The sequence below is a fragment of the Lichenibacterium ramalinae genome (genome assembly GCF_004137085.1).
Lineage (GTDB): Bacteria > Pseudomonadota > Alphaproteobacteria > Rhizobiales > Beijerinckiaceae > Lichenihabitans > Lichenihabitans ramalinae.
The window spans coordinates 431,865-450,385 of record NZ_QYBC01000001.1 but is presented as its reverse complement, the minus strand read 5'-3'; the positions used below and the strand labels follow the sequence as shown (position 1 = coordinate 450,385).

General features: G+C 71.8%; 19 protein-coding genes. 12 read left to right on the top strand and 7 right to left on the bottom strand.

Annotated features, from left to right (window positions below; translation table 11 throughout):
• Positions 1-100: 100 nt before the first annotated feature.
• Both D3272_RS02065 and D3272_RS02060 read left to right on the top strand, forming a co-directional pair.
• Entirely contained in the window at positions 101-445 is a 345-nt protein-coding gene (locus D3272_RS02065) for a hypothetical protein (RefSeq protein WP_245496326.1), read from the top strand.
• Positions 436-1,719 carry an ImmA/IrrE family metallo-endopeptidase gene (locus D3272_RS02060; protein ID WP_165361175.1) on the top strand — a complete coding sequence of 428 codons (1,284 nt, stop codon included), beginning with the start codon at positions 436-438 and terminating at the stop codon, positions 1,717-1,719. Before D3272_RS02065 ends, D3272_RS02060 begins: the two co-directional genes overlap by 10 nt.
• Positions 1,720-1,783: 64 nt before the next feature.
• Here the strand turns inward: D3272_RS02060 and D3272_RS02055 are convergent, their stop codons facing one another.
• Positions 1,784-3,121 (bottom strand): LLM class flavin-dependent oxidoreductase, encoded by a 1,338-nt coding sequence (locus D3272_RS02055; RefSeq protein WP_129217394.1) that lies wholly within the window; start codon positions 3,119-3,121, stop codon positions 1,784-1,786.
• 122 nt (positions 3,122-3,243) lie between these two features.
• Here D3272_RS02055 and D3272_RS02050 point away from each other — a divergent pair, with 122 nt between their 5' ends.
• From D3272_RS02050 to D3272_RS02030, 5 genes are read left to right on the top strand one after another with little or no spacing between them, the layout of a single operon-like run.
• Positions 3,244-4,071 carry a transporter substrate-binding domain-containing protein gene (locus D3272_RS02050; RefSeq protein WP_129217393.1) on the top strand — a complete coding sequence of 276 codons (828 nt, stop codon included), beginning with the start codon at positions 3,244-3,246 and terminating at the stop codon, positions 4,069-4,071.
• Positions 4,072-4,082: 11 nt separating this feature from the next.
• Positions 4,083-4,724: an amino acid ABC transporter permease gene (locus D3272_RS02045; RefSeq protein ID WP_129217392.1), complete on the top strand. Its 642-nt coding sequence runs from the start codon at positions 4,083-4,085 to the stop codon at positions 4,722-4,724.
• 10 nt (positions 4,725-4,734) lie between these two features.
• Positions 4,735-5,403, top strand: a complete 669-nt coding sequence (locus tag D3272_RS02040) for an amino acid ABC transporter permease (protein ID WP_129217391.1) — start codon at positions 4,735-4,737, stop codon at positions 5,401-5,403.
• Positions 5,400-6,212 carry an amino acid ABC transporter ATP-binding protein gene (locus D3272_RS02035; protein WP_129217390.1) on the top strand — a complete coding sequence of 271 codons (813 nt, stop codon included), beginning with the start codon at positions 5,400-5,402 and terminating at the stop codon, positions 6,210-6,212. Before D3272_RS02040 ends, D3272_RS02035 begins: the two co-directional genes overlap by 4 nt.
• 56 nt (positions 6,213-6,268) lie before the next feature.
• Entirely contained in the window at positions 6,269-7,126 is an 858-nt protein-coding gene (locus D3272_RS02030) for an HpcH/HpaI aldolase/citrate lyase family protein (RefSeq protein WP_129217389.1), read from the top strand.
• Here the strand turns inward: D3272_RS02030 and D3272_RS02025 are convergent.
• From D3272_RS02025 to D3272_RS02010, 4 genes are read right to left on the bottom strand one after another with little or no spacing between them, the layout of a single operon-like run.
• Positions 7,096-8,064 (bottom strand): aliphatic sulfonate ABC transporter substrate-binding protein, encoded by a 969-nt coding sequence (locus D3272_RS02025; RefSeq protein WP_428977959.1) that lies wholly within the window; start codon positions 8,062-8,064, stop codon positions 7,096-7,098. The genes D3272_RS02030 and D3272_RS02025 overlap by 31 nt on opposite strands.
• A complete protein-coding gene (locus D3272_RS02020) occupies positions 8,061-8,876 on the bottom strand; it encodes an ABC transporter ATP-binding protein (RefSeq protein WP_428977955.1) in 816 nt (271 codons plus the stop codon). The genes D3272_RS02025 and D3272_RS02020 overlap by 4 nt, the downstream gene beginning before the upstream one ends.
• Complete coding sequence (locus D3272_RS02015) at positions 8,873-9,607, bottom strand: ABC transporter permease (RefSeq protein WP_129217465.1); 735 nt, start codon at positions 9,605-9,607, stop codon at positions 8,873-8,875. Before D3272_RS02015 ends, D3272_RS02020 begins: the two co-directional genes overlap by 4 nt.
• Before the next feature lie 53 nt (positions 9,608-9,660).
• Positions 9,661-11,130 (bottom strand): sulfatase family protein, encoded by a 1,470-nt coding sequence (locus D3272_RS02010; RefSeq protein WP_129217387.1) that lies wholly within the window; start codon positions 11,128-11,130, stop codon positions 9,661-9,663.
• A gap of 127 nt (positions 11,131-11,257) precedes the next feature.
• Between D3272_RS02010 and D3272_RS02005 the strand changes: the two genes are divergently transcribed.
• Both D3272_RS02005 and D3272_RS02000 read left to right on the top strand, forming a co-directional pair.
• Positions 11,258-12,313, top strand: coding sequence for a LacI family DNA-binding transcriptional regulator (locus D3272_RS02005; RefSeq protein WP_129217386.1), 1,056 nt, complete (start codon positions 11,258-11,260; stop codon positions 12,311-12,313).
• Between the two features lie 160 nt (positions 12,314-12,473).
• Positions 12,474-14,399, top strand: coding sequence for a putative bifunctional diguanylate cyclase/phosphodiesterase (locus D3272_RS02000; RefSeq protein ID WP_129217385.1), 1,926 nt, complete (start codon positions 12,474-12,476; stop codon positions 14,397-14,399).
• 61 nt (positions 14,400-14,460) lie between these two features.
• Here the strand turns inward: D3272_RS02000 and groL are convergent, their stop codons facing one another.
• Positions 14,461-16,116 (bottom strand): chaperonin GroEL, encoded by a 1,656-nt coding sequence (groL, locus tag D3272_RS01995; RefSeq protein WP_129217384.1) that lies wholly within the window; start codon positions 16,114-16,116, stop codon positions 14,461-14,463.
• A gap of 175 nt (positions 16,117-16,291) precedes the next feature.
• Complete coding sequence (locus D3272_RS01990) at positions 16,292-16,606, bottom strand: co-chaperone GroES (RefSeq protein ID WP_129217383.1); 315 nt, start codon at positions 16,604-16,606, stop codon at positions 16,292-16,294.
• Positions 16,607-16,939: 333 nt separating this feature from the next.
• Here D3272_RS01990 and D3272_RS01985 point away from each other — a divergent pair, with 333 nt between their 5' ends.
• From D3272_RS01985 to hrcA, 3 genes are all read left to right on the top strand, one after another.
• Positions 16,940-17,122 (top strand): hypothetical protein, encoded by a 183-nt coding sequence (locus D3272_RS01985; RefSeq protein WP_129217382.1) that lies wholly within the window; start codon positions 16,940-16,942, stop codon positions 17,120-17,122.
• An 8-nt stretch (positions 17,123-17,130) separates the two neighbouring features.
• Positions 17,131-17,343, top strand: coding sequence for a hypothetical protein (locus tag D3272_RS01980; RefSeq protein ID WP_129217381.1), 213 nt, complete (start codon positions 17,131-17,133; stop codon positions 17,341-17,343).
• Positions 17,344-17,428: 85 nt separating this feature from the next.
• The gene (gene hrcA / locus D3272_RS01975; protein WP_245496325.1) at positions 17,429-18,508 is read left to right on the top strand and encodes a heat-inducible transcriptional repressor HrcA; all 1,080 of its coding nucleotides are present in this window, start codon (positions 17,429-17,431) and stop codon (positions 18,506-18,508) included.
• The last annotated feature ends 13 nt before the right edge of the window (positions 18,509-18,521 follow it).

The window sequence follows — 18,521 nt, the reverse complement described above, 5'->3', positions numbered from 1 at the left end:
GTCGACATCCATGAGCAGACGCGAAGGCAACCGGCCCGACCGACGGATCGCGGCGGCGACGATGATGGACGAGAGGGCGCGACATGCACTGAGCAGGAGGGTGACCTACGTCGGATCCGCCACGCACAAGCTCCACCCTGGAGACTACGGTTTCCAGCCGCCCCAGAACCCACGGCCGACCAAGTCGCCCTGCGATGCCTTCCGGTCCGTGCTGCTCGGGGAAGCGCAGGACCTGTTTCGCCAGGGCATCATGCGCGGTATGGTCAGCGCCTTCGGGCCCGGGCAGGTGCCGAAATACGTCTGGTGCGTCGATGCTGCCGGGGAAGTCTATGAGGCCAAGACCCGGCCCGAACGTGAGACCCGCTATCACGGCTACCGTATCGGGCCGGACGAACGCGACATGTGTCGCTACGTGCTGAAAGAATGGATGCAGCGATGCCGCTGACGATCGATGTCGCGCCGCACGTCCTCGACGAGGGCTCACCGGAAGAGCGCGCGACCTTCGGGCGATTTTCGATCGACGCTGGTGTGGTGTCCTTGACCGAGGGCGTCGACACCTTCGTTCACAGCCTGCAGTCGGGCCCTCTCGTCCCGGCCTACCACGCGGCGCAATGGTTCGCATGGAACTGGTGGCGCCTGCGATGGGAGCCGCGCAGGGGCGGCGAGGCCTGGGCATTCGCCCACCGCATGGCGACGATCGGCGAGGGATACCTGTGGCCGCAGATCGAGATCAGCACTGATGGACTGCGAACCGTCCTGCAATGCCGTGCGTCCCGCGCCGATGCCGAGCCCTTCCGGTACACGGCGAGTCGCGCCGTCATCGTACCGGCTCATGACGTCGAGCGTGCGCTCGACGCCTTCATCCCGGAGGTGATCGCCCGACTGAGACGTGCATCGGTGGGTGAAACCAACCTGGACCGGCTCTGGCGAGACGTCGTGAGGGAACGCGGCGACCCTGAGCTTCACGAGCGCCGCAAGCTGGAAGCTCTGTTGGGAGCCGAGCCCGACGAAGCTGACGAGGAGCTGCTAGCAACACTGGAGGGCGACCTGTCGACCCTCGGCCGTCCGATCGTCGAGGAGATTGCTGCGGGAGGCACGGTCGCGTCGCTGACGGACATGGAAAGCCAAGCGCGCGCCATCGGGTCTCCCCTGCATCGCCACGACATGATCAGGATCGGAGCCGACGCCCTTCGACCGCAGCCCGGCCTCGCGGCCTGGAAAGTCGGTCGCGATGTCGCCCGCAAGGTGCGCGACGTGGCGGGGTGTGATCGAGCGCCGGTCGCCGACCGCCACCTCGCCGCCTTCGCCGGCGCGGACGATCGTGTGTTGTCGACGAAGCAGGGCACGCCACCCTTTTCGTTCAGCCTGCGCGAGACCGAAGCCACCGAGACCGTCGTGCTCAGGTCGCCCATCCGGGTGAACAGGCGGTTCAACCTCGCACGGATCCTCGGCGACCGCCTCATGTTCGGTGACGGCAAGCTTTCTCCGGCGACGCATGCCTACACGTATCGACAGAGGGCGCAGCGAGCCTTCGCTGCCGAGCTGCTGTGCCCGAGTGTCGTCATCGATGCCGAAACGGCCACCGACGACAGCACGGACCGGCAATCGGAAGTCGCAGAACACTTCGGCGTGTCGGACTATGTCGTTCGCATGGTCGTCGAACGAACCCGCTTCGAGGACCAGGGCGACGAGGAGGAGGCAGAAGTCACGGCTACGTGAGGCTTCGCCCTGACGGCCGACGGGCACTCGCCATGAACGACGGGCTTCATCCAATCCTTCCACATCACCCCGCCCAGCGCGTGCGCGGGCGCGGGACCCCGAGGTTGTCGCGGAGCGTCGGGCCCTCGTAGGCGTCGCGGAACAGGCCGCGGCGGCGCAGCTCCGGCACCACGAGGGCGGTGAAGTCTTGCAAGGAGGCCGGCAGGGTCGGCAGCATCAGGATGAAGCCGTCGGCGGCCCGCGTCTCGAACCATTCCTCCATGAAGTCCGCGATGTCGGCCGGCGTCCCCGTGATGCCGTTACCGGTGTGCTTCTCGGCATAGAGGCGGATCAGTTCGCCCACGGTGTGGCCCTGGCGGACGAAGGCCGTCAGCTCCTCGAAGAGCGCACGCGAGCCCTTGGGGGCGGCGGGCAGGCGGTCGGCGGGGAAGGGCGCGTCGAGCGGCACGCCCCGCAGGTCCGCCTCGAGGAATTCCGACAGCATCAGCCGGCCGACGTCCGGGTGGAGCCGCTCCAGCATGAAGTCCACCTGCGCCCGGGCTTCGGCGCGGGTGGCGCCGACGTTCACCACCACGCCCGGCATCACCTTCAGGGCGTCGGGGTGGCGGCCGAATTCCGCCATGCGGCCCTTCAGCGTCGCGTAGAAGGCGCGGCTGCGGGCGATGTCGGAGGCGAGGCCGAAGACGATCTCGGCGGTTTCGGCCGCCAGCGCGATGCCGGCCTCGGAACCGCCGGCCTGCGCGATGACGGGACGGCCCTGCGGCGAGCGGGCGATGTTCAGCGGCCCCCGCACCTGGAAGTGCTCGCCGACGTGGTCGAGGCGGTGGAGCTTCGCCGGATCGTGGTGGCGGCCGCCCGCGCGGTCGAGCAGCAGAGCGTCGTCCTCGAAACTGTCCCACAGGCCGAAGGCGACCTCCACGAACTCGCGGGCTCGCGCATAGCGCTCGGCATGGGGGTCGAGGCCGCGGCGGTTGAAGTTGTAGCCGGTCTCGTCGTGGTCGGAGGTGACGACGTTCCAGCAGGCGCGCCCGCCGCTCAGGTGGTCGATCGAGGCGAAGATGCGGGCGAGGTTGTAGGGCTCGTAATAGCTCGTCGAGGCCGTGGCCACGAGGCCGAGCCGCTCCGTCGCCACGGCCAGCGCCGAGATCAGCGTCAGCGGCTCGAAGCGGTTCATCTTGTTGGGCTGGCGCGCCAGGGCCTCGGGGTCGCCGACGGCGGCGGCCGGGGAATCCGCCATGAACATGAAGTCGAAGGCGGCGGCCTCGGACAGCCGGGCGATGTTCAGGAAATGGGCGAAGCTGTTCGCCGCCCCGGCCTCGCTGCCCGGGTGCATCCAGCTCGCCGGATGGAACCCGTAGGTGTAGACGAAGGTGCCGAGCTTCATCTGGTCCGGGCGGGGCATCTTGGTCTCCGGGTGGGATCCTGCGGAAATCCTCGATTAGCACGGGTCGGGCGGTCTCGACGACGGCGCGGATATTGCTAAGCTCCGGGCGGATTCGGCCGCACAGAGGGCGAGAGACAGCGATGACGAAGCGATTGGTGCTGAAGGCCCTGCTCGGGCTCGGGCTCGCCTGGGGAATGGCCGACGCCGCCCAGGCCGAGGACGTGCTCGCCAAGGTCAAGGCCGCCGGAACCCTCAAGGTCGGCACCGAGACGGCCTTCGCGCCCTTCGACTTCATCGACGCCGGCCAGCACGTCGGGCTCAACGTCGACCTGTTCGAGGAGATCGGCAAGGAGATGGGCGTCAAGATCGAATGGGTGGCGCTGCCCTGGGAGGGCGTGCTGCCGGGGCTCGACGCCGGCAAGTTCGACATCGTGGCGGGGCCCGCCACCATCACCAAGGCCCGCATGGAGCGCTATCGCTTCCTGCCCCCGGTCGGCGACGCCACCAATGCCATCCTGAAGCGCAAGGGCGACGCGTCCGTGACCAAGCCCGCCGACATCGCCGGCAAGGCGGCCGGCGCCGGCAAGGCCACTTCGCAGCTCGCCCAGCTCCAGGCCTTCGCCAAGACGCTGCCCCAGCCCGTCGCCATCCGCGAATACGTGGGCTACAACGAGGCCTACGCCGACCTCGCGGCCGGGCGCATCGCCGCCGTCGCCAACTCGCTGACCAACATCGCCTTCGTGGCCAAGACGCGGCCCGACACGTTCGAGGTGGTGGAACCCGCCTTCGGGCAGAAGTCCTATTTCGGCTTCATCGCCTCGAAGGACGCCGACCACGCCGCCCTCGACGATGCCGTCGCGGCCGCCATCCTCAAGATCAAGGCGGACGGCCGGCTGGCCAAGCTCGAGACCAAGTGGTTCGGCGCCGCCTTCGACCTGCCCGACGCGGTGCCGACGCCGAACTTCTGAGCGGCCGTCCCGTGTCGCTCACCTTGCTGGCGCTGCTCGTCCGGGCGGCCGGCCTCACGGTGGCGATCAGCGGCGTGTCGATCGCGCTCGGGCTGGCGCTGGGCCTCTTCGTCTCGGTCGCGTCGCTGTCGCGCCGCCGCCTAGTCTCGGTGCCGGCCCGCGTCTACGTGTCGTTCTTCCGCGGCGTGCCGCTGCTCGTGCAGCTCCTGCTGATCTACAACCTGCTGCCGGCCGCGGGGATCGACGTGCCCGGCGTCGTCGCCGCCGTCGTGGGGCTGACGCTGTGCACCTCCGCCTACCAGGCCGAGAACCTGCGCGGCGGCTTCCTCAGCGTGCCGCGCGGCCTCCTCGAGGCGGCCGACATGGCGGGGCTCGGCGCCGTCCAGCAGTTCCGCCGCATCCGCGTGCCGATCGCCGTCGCCCTGACCCTGCCGACCCTCGTCAGCGAGGCCATCATGATCCTCAAGGCCTCGTCGCTCGTCTCGGTCGTGGGCGTCGTGGAACTGACCCGCATGGCGCAGGACCTCGCCTCCAGCACCTACCGGCCGCTCCCCATGTTCGCCACCGCCGGCGCCCTCTACCTCGCGATCGACTGGACCGTGGCGGGGCTCGGCCACGCGCTGGAGCGCCGCGCGCGCTGGGGGCGGGCATGAGGCGCGGGCCGTGACGGTCGACTGGGGCCTCCTGGCCGAGAAGCTGCCCGACGTCCTCGCCGCATCGGGCGTCACCGTGGCGGTCTGGGCGGCGAGCGCCGTGCTCGGCGTCGCGCTCGGTGCCGCCGTGGCGGTGGCGCGGCGCTTCGGGCCGCGGCCGGTCGACCTCGCCCTCAAGCTCTTCGTCGAGGTGCTGCGGGGCTCGCCCTTCCTGGTGCAGCTGTTCCTGCTGTATTTCGGCGGCCCCTTCATCGGCCTCTCGCTCGACCCCATCCCGGCCGGCCTCCTGGCGCTGACGCTCTACGGCAGCGCCTATTACAGCGAGATCGTGCGGGCCGGCTTCGCGGCCGTGCCGGCCGGCCACGTCGAGGCGGCGGCCTGCCTCGGCTTCACCCGGGCGCAGACGGTGCTCCGCATCCAGGTGCCCGAGATGGCCGTGCTGGTGCTGCCCGCCCTTGTCAACATGACGGTGCTCCTGCTCAAGGAGACGGCGGTGCTGTCCGTCATCACGGTCCCCGAACTCACCCTGGAGATCAGCGCCATCGGCTCCGAAACCTACCGCTTCGTCGAGGCGCTGACGCTGTTGGCGCTGTTCTACTGGGGCCTCGTCGAGGCCTGCGGCGGCCTCGGCCGCCTCGCCGAAGCGCGCCTGTCGCGCTTCCGGTTCGCCGGGCCATGACGGCCCCGGGCGAGTCCGCGGCCGGCGGCACGGCCCTGTCGGTCCGGGGCCTCGTGAAGCGCTTCGGCGCCCACGAGGTGCTGTCGGGCATCGACCTCGACGTGCCGGCCGGGCGCGTCACCTGCCTCATCGGCCCCTCCGGCTCGGGCAAGAGCACGCTGCTGCGCTGCATGGCCTTCCTGGAGGAGGCCGGGGCCGGCACCATCCTGGTCGGCGGCGAGCCGCTGGGCTTCGCCGAAACCCCGCAGGGCCGGCGCCGCCTGCCGCCCGCCCGCATCCGGGCCGTGCGGGCCTCCATCGGCATGGTGTTCCAGCAGTTCAACCTGTGGCCCCACATGACGGCGCTGGGCAACGTCACCGAGGCCCTGCGCGTCGTGCGCCGCATGGGCCGGGCCGAGGCGGAGGCCAAGGGCCTGGCACAGCTGCGCAAGGTGGGACTGGAGGACCGCGCCGGCCATTATCCCGCGCAGCTTTCGGGCGGGCAGCAGCAGCGCGTCGCCATCGCCCGCTCCCTGGCGCTGGAGCCGCGCATCATGCTCTTCGACGAGCCGACCTCCTCGCTCGACCCCGAACTGACCGGCGAAGTGCTCGACGTGATGCGGGGCCTCGCCGCCGACGGCATGACCATGGTGGTGGTGAGCCACGAGATCGGCTTCGCCGCCTCGGTGGGCGAGCAGGTCGCCTTCCTCGACGGCGGCCGCATCCTGCTGCACGGCTCCCCGCGCGACGTCTTCGGCAAGCCGCGGCACCCCCGCCTCGAACGCTTCCTCGACACCTACCTCGACCGCGGCGCCGCCATGCTGGCGTGACGGCGGGCTGGCCGGCGCCGGCCCGCGGTGGCACGGTGCCGGCCGGGAGAAACGCCATGACCTCGACGCGCGACGGCCCCGCCGGGCCGCTGTTCCTGCCGCTGTTCCTGCCGGCCGACCGGCCGGACCGCTACGCCAAGGCCTTCGCGGCCGGCGCCGATGCCGTGATCCTCGACCTCGAGGACGCCGTCGCGCCGGGCGGCAAGGATGCGGCGCGGGCGGCCCTGCTCGCCGCGCGCGACGCCGTCGCGGCCGCGGCCTGCCCGGTGCTGGTGCGGGTCAATGCCGAGGGCTCCCCCTGGCAGGCCGAGGACCTCGCCGCCGCCGCCGCCCTGCCGCTGGCCGGCCTCGTGCTGCCCAAGGCGGAATCGGCCGAGGCCGTGGCGGCGGCGGGGCGGGCCGCGGGCGGCCGCCCCGTCCTGGCGCTGATCGAGAGCGCGCGCGGCGTCGCGGCGGCGCGCGACATCGCCCGGGCGGCGGCGCGGCTCGCCTTCGGCTCCATCGATCTCGCCGCCGACCTAGGCTGCGCGGATGCGCGCGAGCCGCTGCTGGCCTTCCGCTCCGAGACCGTGCTGGCGAGCCGCCTCGCCGGCCGTCCCGCGCCGCTCGACGGCGTGACGCCGGGCTACCGCGACCCCGCGCCCGTCGAGGCGGAGGCCCGCGAGGCCGCGACGCTCGGCTTCGGCGGCAAGCTGCTGATCCACCCCGCCCAGGTCGCGCCGGCCCGCGCCGGCTTCGGCCCGACGGCGGCGGAGGTCGCCTGGGCCGGGCGCGTTCTGGCGGCGGCCCGCGACGGGCGGGCCGTGGCGGTCGACGGCGCCATGGTCGACGCGCCGGTGCGCCTGCGCGCCGAGGCGATCCTGCGCCGGGCCGGCGTGCCGGCTCAGGCCGACAGGAACAGCTTGCCCTCGTAGTAGCGCTCGGGCGGCAGCGGATCGGGCACGGTGCCGAAGGCCTTGAACATGTCGTTGAAGCGCCCGAGCCACCGGTCCACCGTGCCGTCGCGCGTGAAGGCGTCGAGCTGGGCGCTGGTCAGCAGCAGGCGGCTCTTCGCCACCGGCGCCAGCACGTCGACCGGCACGTGGATGAAGGCCGAGGTCAGCGCCACGCTGCGGTCGAGGTTCGCGGCGCGGTAGTCGATGGCCTTCTTCACGACCCGCACGAGGGCGCGGACGAGGTCGGGGTCGTCGCGCACCGTCTCGTTGCGCGCCACCACGGCGTTGACGAAGGATACGTCGGGATAGAAGTCCTTGTTGGACGCCAGTTCCTTGAGGCCCGGCACCCGCCGGCGGATGACGTCGACCAGCGGGTTCCAGATGCCGGCCCCGTCGATCTGGCCGGACGAGAAGGCCGTCACGACCGTGCTGGGGTCCATCGGCACGAGATCGACGTCCTTGATCGTCATCCCCGCCTTGGCGAGGCCGAGCCGCAGGATCATGTCGCCCGACGTGCCCTGCGGCACCCCGACCTTGCGCCCCTTGAGGTCGGCGATGGAGCCGATGCCGGGTTGGGCGATCAGCCGGTCGCTGAAGCCGACGTCGTCGATGGCCACGACCTTGGCGCGGCCGCTCGCCGGCAGCCACAGCGCGCCGGGGCCGATCGTGCCGAAATCGAGGCTGCCGGCCCCCATGGCCTGGATCTGGATGGGGCCGTTGGTGAAGACCTTGAGGTCCGGCACCAGGCCCTCCGCGTCCCACAGCTTCTGGTCCTCCGCGACGGCGAAGAGGCTCGCGTTGGGGAAATCCCCGATATAGCCGATCCGCACGGGCTTGCCGGCGGCCCGGGCGGCGGAGGGCAGGGCGGCGGAGGGCAGGGCGGCGGCCACGCCGGCCAGCAGGGCGCGTCTCGTCAGCATGTCGGGGCCTCCTCCGGCCGGTCGGGATGGTAGACGGCGCGCCACACGCGGTTGCGCAGCGCCGCGAAATGGGAGGAGAGGCGCATCTCCTCGGTGCGAGGGTAGGGCAGGTCCACGGCGATCACGCTGTGGAGCCGCCCCGGCCGGGCCGCCATGACGACGACGCGGCTCGCCAGGTAGACGGCCTCCTCGACGTCGTGGGTGATGAACATCACGGTGCGGCGCTCGCGGCTCCAGGTGTCGAGGAGCTGGTCCTGCAGCCCCACCCGCGTCAGGGCGTCGAGCGCCCCGAAGGGCTCGTCCATCAGCAGGATGGCGGGGTTCACCGCATAGGCGCGGGCGATGGCGCAGCGCTGCTTCATGCCGCCCGACAGCGTCTTGGGCAGGGCCTCGGCGAAGGGCGTCAGCCCGACGAGGTCGATGAAGTGGTCGGCGACGGCGCGCCGCTCCGCCCGCGGCCGGCCCGCGATCTCGAGCCCGAACTCGACGTTGCGCCGCACCGTCAGCCAGGGGAACAGCGCGTATTGCTGGAAGATGACGCCCCGGTCGGGGCCGGGGCCGCGCACCGCGCGTCCGTCGACCAGCACGCGGCCCCCCGACGGCGGCGTGAGACCGGCCGCGATGGCCATGGCGGTGGACTTGCCGCAACCCGACGGCCCCACCACGGTGACGAACTCGCCGTCGGCGACGGCGAGCGAGAAGCGGTCGAGCGCCGTGAAGCGGGAGCCGTCGGGCGCGGCGAAGTCGCGCGACACGGCCTCGAAAGCGATCTTAGGGGCGACCTCGGGGGCGATTTTGCGGGCCGTCACGCGCGCTCCTGCCAGGCGGTGAGGCGGCGGTCGAGCGCCACGACGCCCCGGTCCATGGCGAGGCCCAGCACCCCGATGGCGACGAGGCTGACGAAGATGGTCGGCAGGTCGTAGTAGAGCTGGGCCTGCTGCATGCGGAAGCCCAGGCCCGATTGCGCCGCGATGAGCTCCGCCGCCACCACCGTCGCCCAGGAGGAGCCGAGCCCGATCCTCACCCCCACCATGATGAAGGGCGTCGAGGCCGGCACCACGACGCGGCGGAAGATGGTGAAATCCCCGGCGCCCAGCACCCGGGCGGCGTCGATGAAGGTTCGGTCGACCCCCACCACGCCCTGGTAGGTCGCCACCACGGAGGACAGGAAGGCGGCGAGGAAGATGACGAAGACCTTGGGGGCCTCGCCGATGCCGAGCGTCACGATGGCGAGCGGGATGATGGCGAGCGGCGGGATGACCCGGAAGAACTGCACGTAGGGCTCGACGAGGCCGCGCGCCACCGCGTACCACCCCATGAGAAACCCCACCGGCACGGCGAGGGCGATGCCGAGGAGGAAGCCGGCGAGCACGCGGGCGAGGCTCGCGGCGGCGTCGCCGAAGAGCTGCCCGTCCCGCGCCGAGGCCAGCGCCTGGAGCGCGACGTCGCCGGGCCCGGGCAGGCCGATGGCGCCCGCGGCCGTGAGCCCCCACCAGGCCGCGAGCCCGGCCGCCACGGCCAGGAGGTTGAGGCCCAGCATGGCGGAGGGGCCGAGGCGGCGCGCCCCGGCCGAGGCCGCCGCCGGCGCCCCGCTCACCGCGTCGCCGCCTGGCGGTCGCGGGTGCGGACGTTGGAATCGATCAGCCAGTCGCGCATCACGTCGAGCAGGGCGCGGCGCGTGTCGAGATGGGCGGGATCGTTCCACAGGTTGCGGACCTCGCCGGGGTCCGCGGCGAGGTCGAACAGCTGGCCCTCCTCGGATCCCTTGAAATGGACCAGCTTCCACCGCTCGCTCCGCACCCCGGTGATGAAGTCGGCGCCGGTCAGCGACACGTCGCCGCCCTGCTCGCAGAACACGTAGGGCCGCGGCGTCCAGTCCCGTCCTTCCAGCGCCGGCAGCAGGCTGCGGGCCTCGAAGGTGGCGGGCGGCACGAGGCCGGCGAGTTCGAGGATCGTCGGGCCGAGGTCGAACCATTGGCACAGGCCGTCGACGCGCCGCCCGCCCGCGAAGCGCCCCGCCGTCGACCAGACGATCGTCGGCACGCGGGTGACGACGTCGTACATCGACCATTTCTGGCTGAGGCCGTGGTCGCCGAGGCATTCCCCGTGGTCCGAGGTGAAGATCACCACGGCGTCGTCGAGGTAGCCGCGGTCCTCGAGGGACGACAGCAGTTCGCCCAGCTTCTCGTCGATCAGGGTGACGTTGCCGAGGTAGTGGGCCCAGACGCGCTGCATCTGCTCGGGGGTGGGGTCGAGGGTCCAGGCGACGCTGTCGTGGTCCACGGCGGCGTCGTGGTGCCGCTTCTCCTTCAGGGCTGCGGGCAGGGCGTCGAGCTCCGCGCGGGACGGATTCGGCAGGGGCAGGTCCTGGCGCGCCAGGTAGGGCTCGGAATAGCGCGCCGGCGGGTCGTAGGGCGGGTGCGGGCCCGGCAGGCCGACCTGGAGGAACAGCGGCTCGGTCTTGGGATAGGTTTCGACCCACCACTTCGCCATGCCGGCCACGAAGGCGTCCGAATGGAGCCGCTCGGGCAGCTCCCAGTCGAAGGCGCCGAGGCGGTCGCGGTAGTCCTCGCGCAGCCGGTACTGCTCGCGCTGCTGCTTGACGAGCCCGTTGGCGGCCAGCGCCTTGTCCCATTCGTCGAAGTACCAGCGGCCCTCGAGGTAGCGGTCCTTGTTCTCGACGACGTAGCGCTCGTGGAAGCCGGAATCGGAATCGTACGGGATCGTGTGCATCTTGCCGACGTTGACGCAGCGGTATCCCGCGTCGCGCAGCTGCTCCACCCAGGTGCGCTGCCAGGGTTGGCCGTTGGCCAGCACGCCGGTCGTGTGGGGATAGTGGCCGTTGAACAGGCTGGCCCGCGACGGCACGCAGGAAGGGGCCGTGACGTGGCATTCCGTGAAGGCGACGCCCTCGGCGACCAGCCGGTCGAGGGTCGGCGTCGTGGCATAGGGGAAGCCGAGCCCGGCGATCGTGTCGAACCGTTGCTGGTCGGTGATGACGAGGATAATGTTGGGCCGTCCGGCCGCCGCCCCACCCTCGCCGGGCGCCCCCGCGTCAGCCATCCGCTCGCCTCCCCCGGGGGTGTTTCGGGCACCGGCTCATCCGCGGCGCTCCTCGACATGGCGGCGACGCTCGCACAGAGTGAGCGCTAACGCAACGTCCGGCGGCGGGCGGCGAAGGAGGGCGGTCATGGGGCAGGGGGCGGGCGGCGGGCCTCAGCCGCGCGGCGGTGCCACGCTGGCGCAGGTGGCGGCCCGCGTCGGGGTGTCGCTCAACACCGTGTCGCGCGCCATCCGGGCGCCCCACACGCTGCGGCCGGAACTGCTGGGGCGCATCGCAGCGGCGCTCGACGAGCTGAACTACGTGCCCAACCGCATCGCCGGCAGCCTCGCCGGCACGCGCTCCGCCCTGGTCGGCGTGGTGGTGAGTTCGCTGTTCCACTCGGAATTCGCCGCCGTCGTCGAGGCGCTGCAGACCGGGCTGCTGGCCCGGGACTTCCAGGTCATGCTGGGCCACAGCCACTACGACCCGGCGCGCGAAGCCGGGGCCGTCCGCGCCCTGCTGGGCTGGCGGCCGGCCGCCATGGCGCTGGTGGGGATCGACCACCACCGCGACGTGTCGCGGATGCTGGGCGAGGCCGGCATCCCCGTCGTGCAGATGTGGGACGTGGGCGGGGAGGCGATCGATTCCGCCGTGGGCATGGACCACGTCGCCATCGGCCGCGCCCAAGCCGAGCACCTGCTGGCGCGCGGCTACCGGCACGTCGCCGTGGTGGGCAGCCTGCGCCCGCACGACGCCCGCGCCCACAAGCGCTGCCGCGGGGTGGCGCAGGCGCTGGCGGCGGCGGGCCTCGGCGAGCCCGCCCTGGCGACCAGCGCCGAACCCGGCGACCCCGACCTCGGCGGGCGGCTGGTGGCGGAGCTGCTCGCCCGCCACCCCGAGGTCGACGGCATCGCGTGCAACAGCGACGCCGTCGCCTACGGCGTGCTGCGGGCGCTGCGGGCCCGGGGCCGCCGCGTCCCCGACGACGTCGGCGTCGTGGGGTTCGGCGACGCCGAGGCCAGCGCCTGCCTGGTGCCGGCCCTCACCAGCGTGCGGCCGCCCCGCGCCGCCATCGGCCGCTTGACGGCCGAGATCATCCTGGCGCGGCTGGAAGGGGCAGGCCCTCGGCAGCTTGAGGTTGCATGGGACATACTGGTGCGCGACAGCACGGCGCGCGGCAGCACAGTATCGGCGCCGATTTAATCTCGGGAAAGGTTCGAGCTCTACAACGGCGTGGCCCGACAGGAGAACGGACGAGGTGCAACACACAGCCACCCCGCCGACAGCGCAGTCCAGCCCCACGGGCGGTTCGGCGCGTCCGCGAAGCCGAACGGCCCCGGCACCGTCGAGCGCGCATGGCCGGATGCCGTCCGCCTTCGAGCGGCACGAGCTGCGCTGGGCCCTGATGCGGCGCTGGCTCCTCGCCATCACCATCCTGCTGGCGCTGCCGGCGATCTGCGCGCTCCTGCTGTCGCACCGGCGTGCCGACGACCTGCTCGAGCTGGCCCACTACAACGACGTGTTCGATGCCGCGCAGATGCAGGCCGAACTGCTGCGCCTCGACGCCGAATTCGGCCGCTTCGCCCTGGCCCCGACCGATGCCGGGGCCGACCTCGTGCGGCTGCGGCTCGACATCCTCACCAACCACACCGAGATGTTCAAACACGCCGCCGTGACGCGCGAGATGGAGGTCGCCGCCCCCGGCCTGGCCGGTGCCATCGACGCCGCCATGGCGCAGGCCGATGCCATCGCGGAACGGCTGAAGACCGCGGCGGACGCCGGGCGGGCCCTGGCGGTGCTGACGCCGCTCGAAACGTCGCTGGCCCAGGCGACGGCGCTGATCGGCGAACAATCCGGCACCAGCGTGACCCGGGCGGGCGAGTCGCTCCGCTCGGTGCGCGACATGCTGCTCGTCCTGGTGGCGGGCCTGCTGACGGCGGCCTTCGCCCTCGCCGCGGTCCTGTGGCACCAGCATGCCGGGATGCGCCGCCTCGCCTACCGCGACGCGCTCACCGGCCTGCCGAACCGCTTCGCCTTCAACATGGCCCTCGACGCGGCCTGCCGCCGCGAGGCGACGGCGCTGCTCCTCGCCGACGTCGATCACTTCAAGGAGGTCAACGACAGCTTCGGCCACGACGTCGGCGACGCTCTGCTGGCCCAACTCGCGACCCGCCTCGTCGCGGCGGTGCCCGAGGTCCCCGTCATCGCGCGGCTCGGCGGCGACGAGTTCGCCCTGCTGCTGCCGGCCCCGACCGCGGCCGGGGAGGCCGTCGCCATCGCCCAGCGGATCTGCGCGGCGACGGCCGAGCCCTTCCGCATCGGCGAGTTGCTGATCCGGTCCGGCCTCAGCGTCGGCACCGTGGTGGACGGCACGGCGCTGCGCGAACCCGTGACGCTGCTCAAGCGCGCCGACCTCGCCCTCTACACCGTCAAGGCCGCCGGCCGCGGGCGCCAATGCCTCTTCGACGTCGCGATCGAGCGCGGATTCGCCGCCCGGCGCGAGATGGAGGAGGACCTGCACGCCGCCGTGGCCGAGGACGCGATCGACGTGCACTACCAGCCGCAGATCTCGCTCGCCACGGGCCTGCCGGTCGGCTGCGAGGCGCTGGCCCGCTGGGAGCATCCCCGCCACGGCCGGGTGTCGCCGGCCGACTTCATCCCGCTCGCCGAGCGCAGCACCCTCATCCTGGCGCTGGGCCATCGGGTGCTGGCGCGGGCCTGCGCGGACGCCGCGACCTGGCCGGGTTCGCCGCGCGTCGCCGTCAACGTGTCGGCCCAGCAGTTGCTCGAAAACGACTTCGTGGAGCGCGTCACCGCGGTGCTGGCCGAAACGGGCCTGGCGCCAGGCCGTCTCGAGCTCGAGATCACCGAAAGCGTGCTGCTCAAGATCAACGCCGACGTGCTCGACGCCATCCGCACGCTGCGGCGGATCGGCGTGACCTTCGCGCTCGACGATTTCGGCACCGGCTACTCGTCGCTGAGCCGCCTCCACCACCTGCCGCTCGACAAGCTGAAGATCGACCAGAGCTTCACCAGCGCCATGGAGACCAGCGACGAGGCGCGGGGCATCGTCGCCACCATCATCGACCTCGCCTGCAAGCTCGGCCTCGCCACCACGGCGGAGGGCGTCGAGACGCCGAGCCAGAACGCCATGCTGCGCGATGCGGGCTGCGAGCAGGGCCAGGGCTATCTCTACGCCCGGCCGATGGACGCGCAGGCCTGCCGCCGCATGCTGGGCGAGGCCTGGCCCGCCGGCCCGGTGCCGCCGGGGCTGGCGCAGGTCGCGTGAACCCGCGCCGGCTTGCTTCGACGCCCCCCGGCCGGCCCGTGGCCGCCGGGGGAACGGTGGGTCAGTAGTCCATGCCGCCCATGCCGCCCATGCCGCCGCCCATGCCGCCTCCGCCGCCCATGGCGGGGCCGTCCTTCTGGGGACGATCCGCCACCATGGCTTCGGTGGTGATGAGCAGGCCGGCGACCGAGGCCGCGTCCTGCAGCGCCACCCGCACGACCTTGGCGGGGTCGAGGATCCCGGCTTCCAGCATGTCGACGTAGCGCTCGCGATAGGCGTCGAAGCCGAAGGTCGGCGACGTGTTCTCGCTCACCTTGCCGACCACGATCGAGCCTTCGACGCCGGCATTGGCCGAGATCTGGCGGATCGGGGCTTCGAGCGCCTTCATCAGGATGGAGATGCCGGCCTGGACGTCGCGGTTGTCGGACGTGAGGTCGCCGACCGCCAGGCGGGCGCGCAGCAGCGCGATGCCGCCGCCGGGCACGATGCCCTCTTCCACGGCGGCGCGGGTGGCGTGGAGCGCGTCGTCGACGCGGTCCTTGCGCTCCTTGACCTCGACCTCGGTCGAGCCGCCGACGCGGATCACCGCCACGCCGCCGGACAGCTTGGCCAGGCGCTCCTGGAGCTTCTCCTTGTCGTAGTCGGAGGTCGTCTCCTCGATCTGCGCCTTGAGCTGCGCCACCCGGGCCTCGATGTCGTCCTTCTTGCCGGCGCCGTCGATGACCGTGGTGTTCTCCTTGTCGATGCGGACCCGCTTGGCGCGGCCCAGCATCTCGAGCGTGACGTTCTCGAGCTTGATGCCGAGATCCTCGGAGACGGTCTGGCCGGCCGTCAGCACGGCGATGTCCTCGAGCATGGCCTTGCGGCGGTCGCCGAAGCCCGGGGCCTTGACGGCCGCGACCTTGAGGCCGCCGCGCAGCTTGTTGACGACGAGCGTGGCCAGCGCCTCGCCGTCGATGTCCTCGGCCACGATGAGCAGGGGCTTGCCGGTCTGCACCACGGCTTCGAGGATCGGCAGCATCGCCTGGAGCGAGGACAGCTTCTTCTCGTGGATGAGGATGTAGGCATCCTCGAGCTCGACCGTCATCTTCTCGGCGTTGGTGATGAAGTAGGGGCTGAGGTAGCCGCGGTCGAACTGCATGCCCTCGACGACGTCGAGTTCGGATTCGGCGGTCTTGGCCTCCTCGACCGTGATGACGCCTTCATTGCCGACCTTGCGCATGGCTTCGGCGATCATCTCGCCGACCGCGTGGTCGCCGTTCGACGCGATGGTGCCGACCTGGGCGATCTCCTCGGAGGAGGCGACCTTGCGGGAGCGGCCCGCGATGTCCTTGACGACGACGCCAACGGCGAGGTCGATGCCGCGCTTGAGGTCCATCGGGTTCATGCCGGCGGCCACGAGCTTCAGGCCCTCCTTCATGATGGAGGCCGCCAGCACGGTGGCGGTGGTGGTGCCGTCGCCGGCGAGGTCGTTGGTCTTCGAGGCCACTTCGCGCACCATCTGGGCGCCCATGTTCTCGAACTTGTCGGCGAGCTCGATCTCCTTGGCGACGGTGACGCCGTCCTTGGTGATGCGGGGCGCGCCGTAGCTCTTGTCGATCACGACGTTGCGGCCCTTGGGGCCGAGCGTGACCTTGACGGCATTGGCGAGGATGTCGACGCCGCGCAGCATGCGGTCGCGGGCATCGGCGGAGAAGCGTACGTCTTTGGCGGCCATGGTGGCGGTTCTTTCCGTGAAGGGTCGAAAGCCCTGCCCCGGCGGGGTAAGGCTGGCGCGGCGGTACCGCGCGAGTGGCGCGGCGGGGCCGCGGAAGTGTCGCGGCGGTGCCGCGGGACGGATGCGACTGCCCTCGACCCGGTGCTGGACCGGATCCGTCGAGGGGGAAAGCGCTTTACGCCGCCTGCTGCAGGGCGGACGGGGCCTCGATGATGCCCATGACGTCGCTCTCCTTCATGATGAGGAGGTCGTCGCCGTCGATCTTGACCTCGGTGCCGGACCACTTGCCGAAGAGCACGCGGTCGCCGGCCTTCAGGGCGAGCGGGGTCAGCGTCCCGCTCTCGTCGCGCAGGCCGGGGCCGACCGCGACGACTTCGCCCTCCTGCGGCTTCTCCTTGGCGTTGTCCGGGATGATGATCCCGCCCTTGGTCTTGGCCTCGGGGTCGATGCGCCGGAGGACGACGCGGTCGTGGAGGGGACGGAACGGCATGGTGGGTCTTTCGTCCGGCGTCGGCGCCGGGGCCGGAAGCCCGGGGTCGGGCTTGGCACTCCGTGAGTGTGAGTGCCAGCGTCCCGAATAGCGAGAAGAAAAACGCCGGATCGGCGAAATAAAAACCCGCGACAGCTTGGGAGCGGCAGCGGGCGTCCATGTCCGGGCCGGCCGGACACACGATAGTTGGTGGCGAAGACGTGCTGCTGCGAAATACACCTTGTGCCGTGGCGCCCGTCGGGCCATCTGTAGGGCCGGGCGGCCACGACCACACGAATGCCGCCCCGGGCCGAGGCCCGCTGGGCGCGGCACGGCCGCGCGGACGGGACCGCAATGAGCCAAGAGAAGCGTTTCGGCAGGCGCATCGCCGAGCCTTCCTCCGTCCAGATCATCCGCGAACTGAAGGCCATGGCGCTGCGCGCGGAGCCGGCAGGGGCGGCCGGGCAGGCGGGCCCGACCGTCGGCGACGGCGACCCGCGCGCCGACACCGTTCCGCACCCTTCCCACGCGCTCTGAGGTTTCCCATGCCGGTCCATCTCTTCTCCGTCGGCGAGCGCGTTTCGCTCGAATCGATCATGCGGCGCACGGCCGACCGGGCCGACGTCTTCGTCGTCAAGACCCAGATGCCGCACCTCGGCGAAGAGCTGCAGTATCGCGTCAAGACCGAAGGCGAGCCCTACGACCGGGTCGTGACCGAGGGACAGCTGACGCGCGTGGCGATCGCCGCGGCGGTCTGAACCGGCGCCACCCGGCAGGCTGGGCTGCGGCGTGGGCTCGCTTGCCAGCGTCCCCGCGAGGTTCCATCCTCTCGGGATGAGTCCGATGATCGATGCTTCCACGGCCGGCGTCCTGGCGGCGCTGAACGAGCGCTCCCGCGAGATCTTCCGGCGCATCGTCGACAGCTATCTCCAGACGGGGGAGCCGGTGGGGTCGCGGCACCTGTCGCGCCTGCTGCCCATGGCGCTGTCGCCCGCCTCGGTCCGCAACGTCATGCAGGACCTCGAAGAGCTGGGCCTCGTCTTCGCCCCCCACACCAGCGCGGGTCGGTTGCCGACCCAGATGGGGCTGCGCTTCTTCGTCGACGCCCTGCTCGAGATCGGCGACATCGGCGACACCGAACGCCGCCGCATCGAGGCCGATCTGCGCGCCGCCTCGAAGGACCGGACGCTGGAGAACGCCCTCGTGGAGGCCACGAGCCTGCTGTCGGGGCTGACGCGCGGCGCGGGCGTCGTCGTCACCAGCAAGGACAACGCGCGCCTCAAGCACATCGAATTCGTCCGGCTGGAGCCCGAGCGCGCGCTGGCCATCCTGGTGGCGGAGGACGGCTCGGTCGAGAACCGCGTCGTGCTGACGCCGCCCGGCCTGCCGGCTTCCGCGCTGGTCGAGGCCGGCAACTACCTCAATGCCCGCATCCGCGGCCGCACCCTCACCGAGGCCCGCGCCGAGATCGAGGGCGAGCGCGCCGCCGCGCAGGGGGAACTCGACCAGCTGACGGCGCGGCTCGTCGAGGCCGGGCTCGCCGGCTGGGCGGGGCTCGGCGGGCAGCGGCAGCTCATCGTGCGCGGCCAGGCGAACCTGCTCGACGACCTGACGGCGCTCGACGACCTCGAACGCATCCGCCTGCTCTTCGCCGACCTCGAAACCAAGACCGACGTCATCGACCTGCTCAACCGCGCCGAGACCGGCGAGGGCGTGCGCATCTTCATCGGGGCGGAGAACAAGCTGTTCTCGCTGTCGGGCTCCTCCATGGTGGCGGCGCCCTTCCGCGACGGGCAGCAGCGCATCGTCGGCGTGCTCGGCATCATCGGGCCGACGCGGCTCAACTATGCCCGCGTGGTGCCGATGGTGGACTATACCGCGCAGGTGATCTCGCGGCTGGTGCGCGGGCCCTACGGGGCCTGACGCCCGGCGGGCC

Bases quoted from the DNA above. Each gene is read 5' to 3' on its own strand.
- D3272_RS02015 (WP_129217465.1), bottom strand. From the start codon at position 9,607: ATGCTGGGCCTCAACCTCCTGGCCGTGGCGGCCGGGCTCGCGGCCTGG.
- D3272_RS02005 (WP_129217386.1), top strand. From the start codon at position 11,258: ATGGGGCAGGGGGCGGGCGGCGGGCCTCAGCCGCGCGGCGGTGCCACG.
- D3272_RS02055 (WP_129217394.1), bottom strand. From the start codon at position 3,121: ATGCCCCGCCCGGACCAGATGAAGCTCGGCACCTTCGTCTACACCTAC.
- D3272_RS02060 (WP_165361175.1), top strand. From the start codon at position 436: ATGCCGCTGACGATCGATGTCGCGCCGCACGTCCTCGACGAGGGCTCA.
- D3272_RS02010 (WP_129217387.1), bottom strand. From the start codon at position 11,130: ATGGCTGACGCGGGGGCGCCCGGCGAGGGTGGGGCGGCGGCCGGACGG.
- D3272_RS01990 (WP_129217383.1), bottom strand. From the start codon at position 16,606: ATGCCGTTCCGTCCCCTCCACGACCGCGTCGTCCTCCGGCGCATCGAC.
- D3272_RS01980 (WP_129217381.1), top strand. From the start codon at position 17,131: ATGCCGGTCCATCTCTTCTCCGTCGGCGAGCGCGTTTCGCTCGAATCG.
- D3272_RS02050 (WP_129217393.1), top strand. From the start codon at position 3,244: ATGACGAAGCGATTGGTGCTGAAGGCCCTGCTCGGGCTCGGGCTCGCC.
- D3272_RS02035 (WP_129217390.1), top strand. From the start codon at position 5,400: ATGACGGCCCCGGGCGAGTCCGCGGCCGGCGGCACGGCCCTGTCGGTC.
- D3272_RS02000 (WP_129217385.1), top strand. From the start codon at position 12,474: ATGCCGTCCGCCTTCGAGCGGCACGAGCTGCGCTGGGCCCTGATGCGG.
- D3272_RS01985 (WP_129217382.1), top strand. From the start codon at position 16,940: ATGAGCCAAGAGAAGCGTTTCGGCAGGCGCATCGCCGAGCCTTCCTCC.
- hrcA (WP_245496325.1), top strand. From the start codon at position 17,429: ATGATCGATGCTTCCACGGCCGGCGTCCTGGCGGCGCTGAACGAGCGC.
- D3272_RS02030 (WP_129217389.1), top strand. From the start codon at position 6,269: ATGACCTCGACGCGCGACGGCCCCGCCGGGCCGCTGTTCCTGCCGCTG.
- groL (WP_129217384.1), bottom strand. From the start codon at position 16,116: ATGGCCGCCAAAGACGTACGCTTCTCCGCCGATGCCCGCGACCGCATG.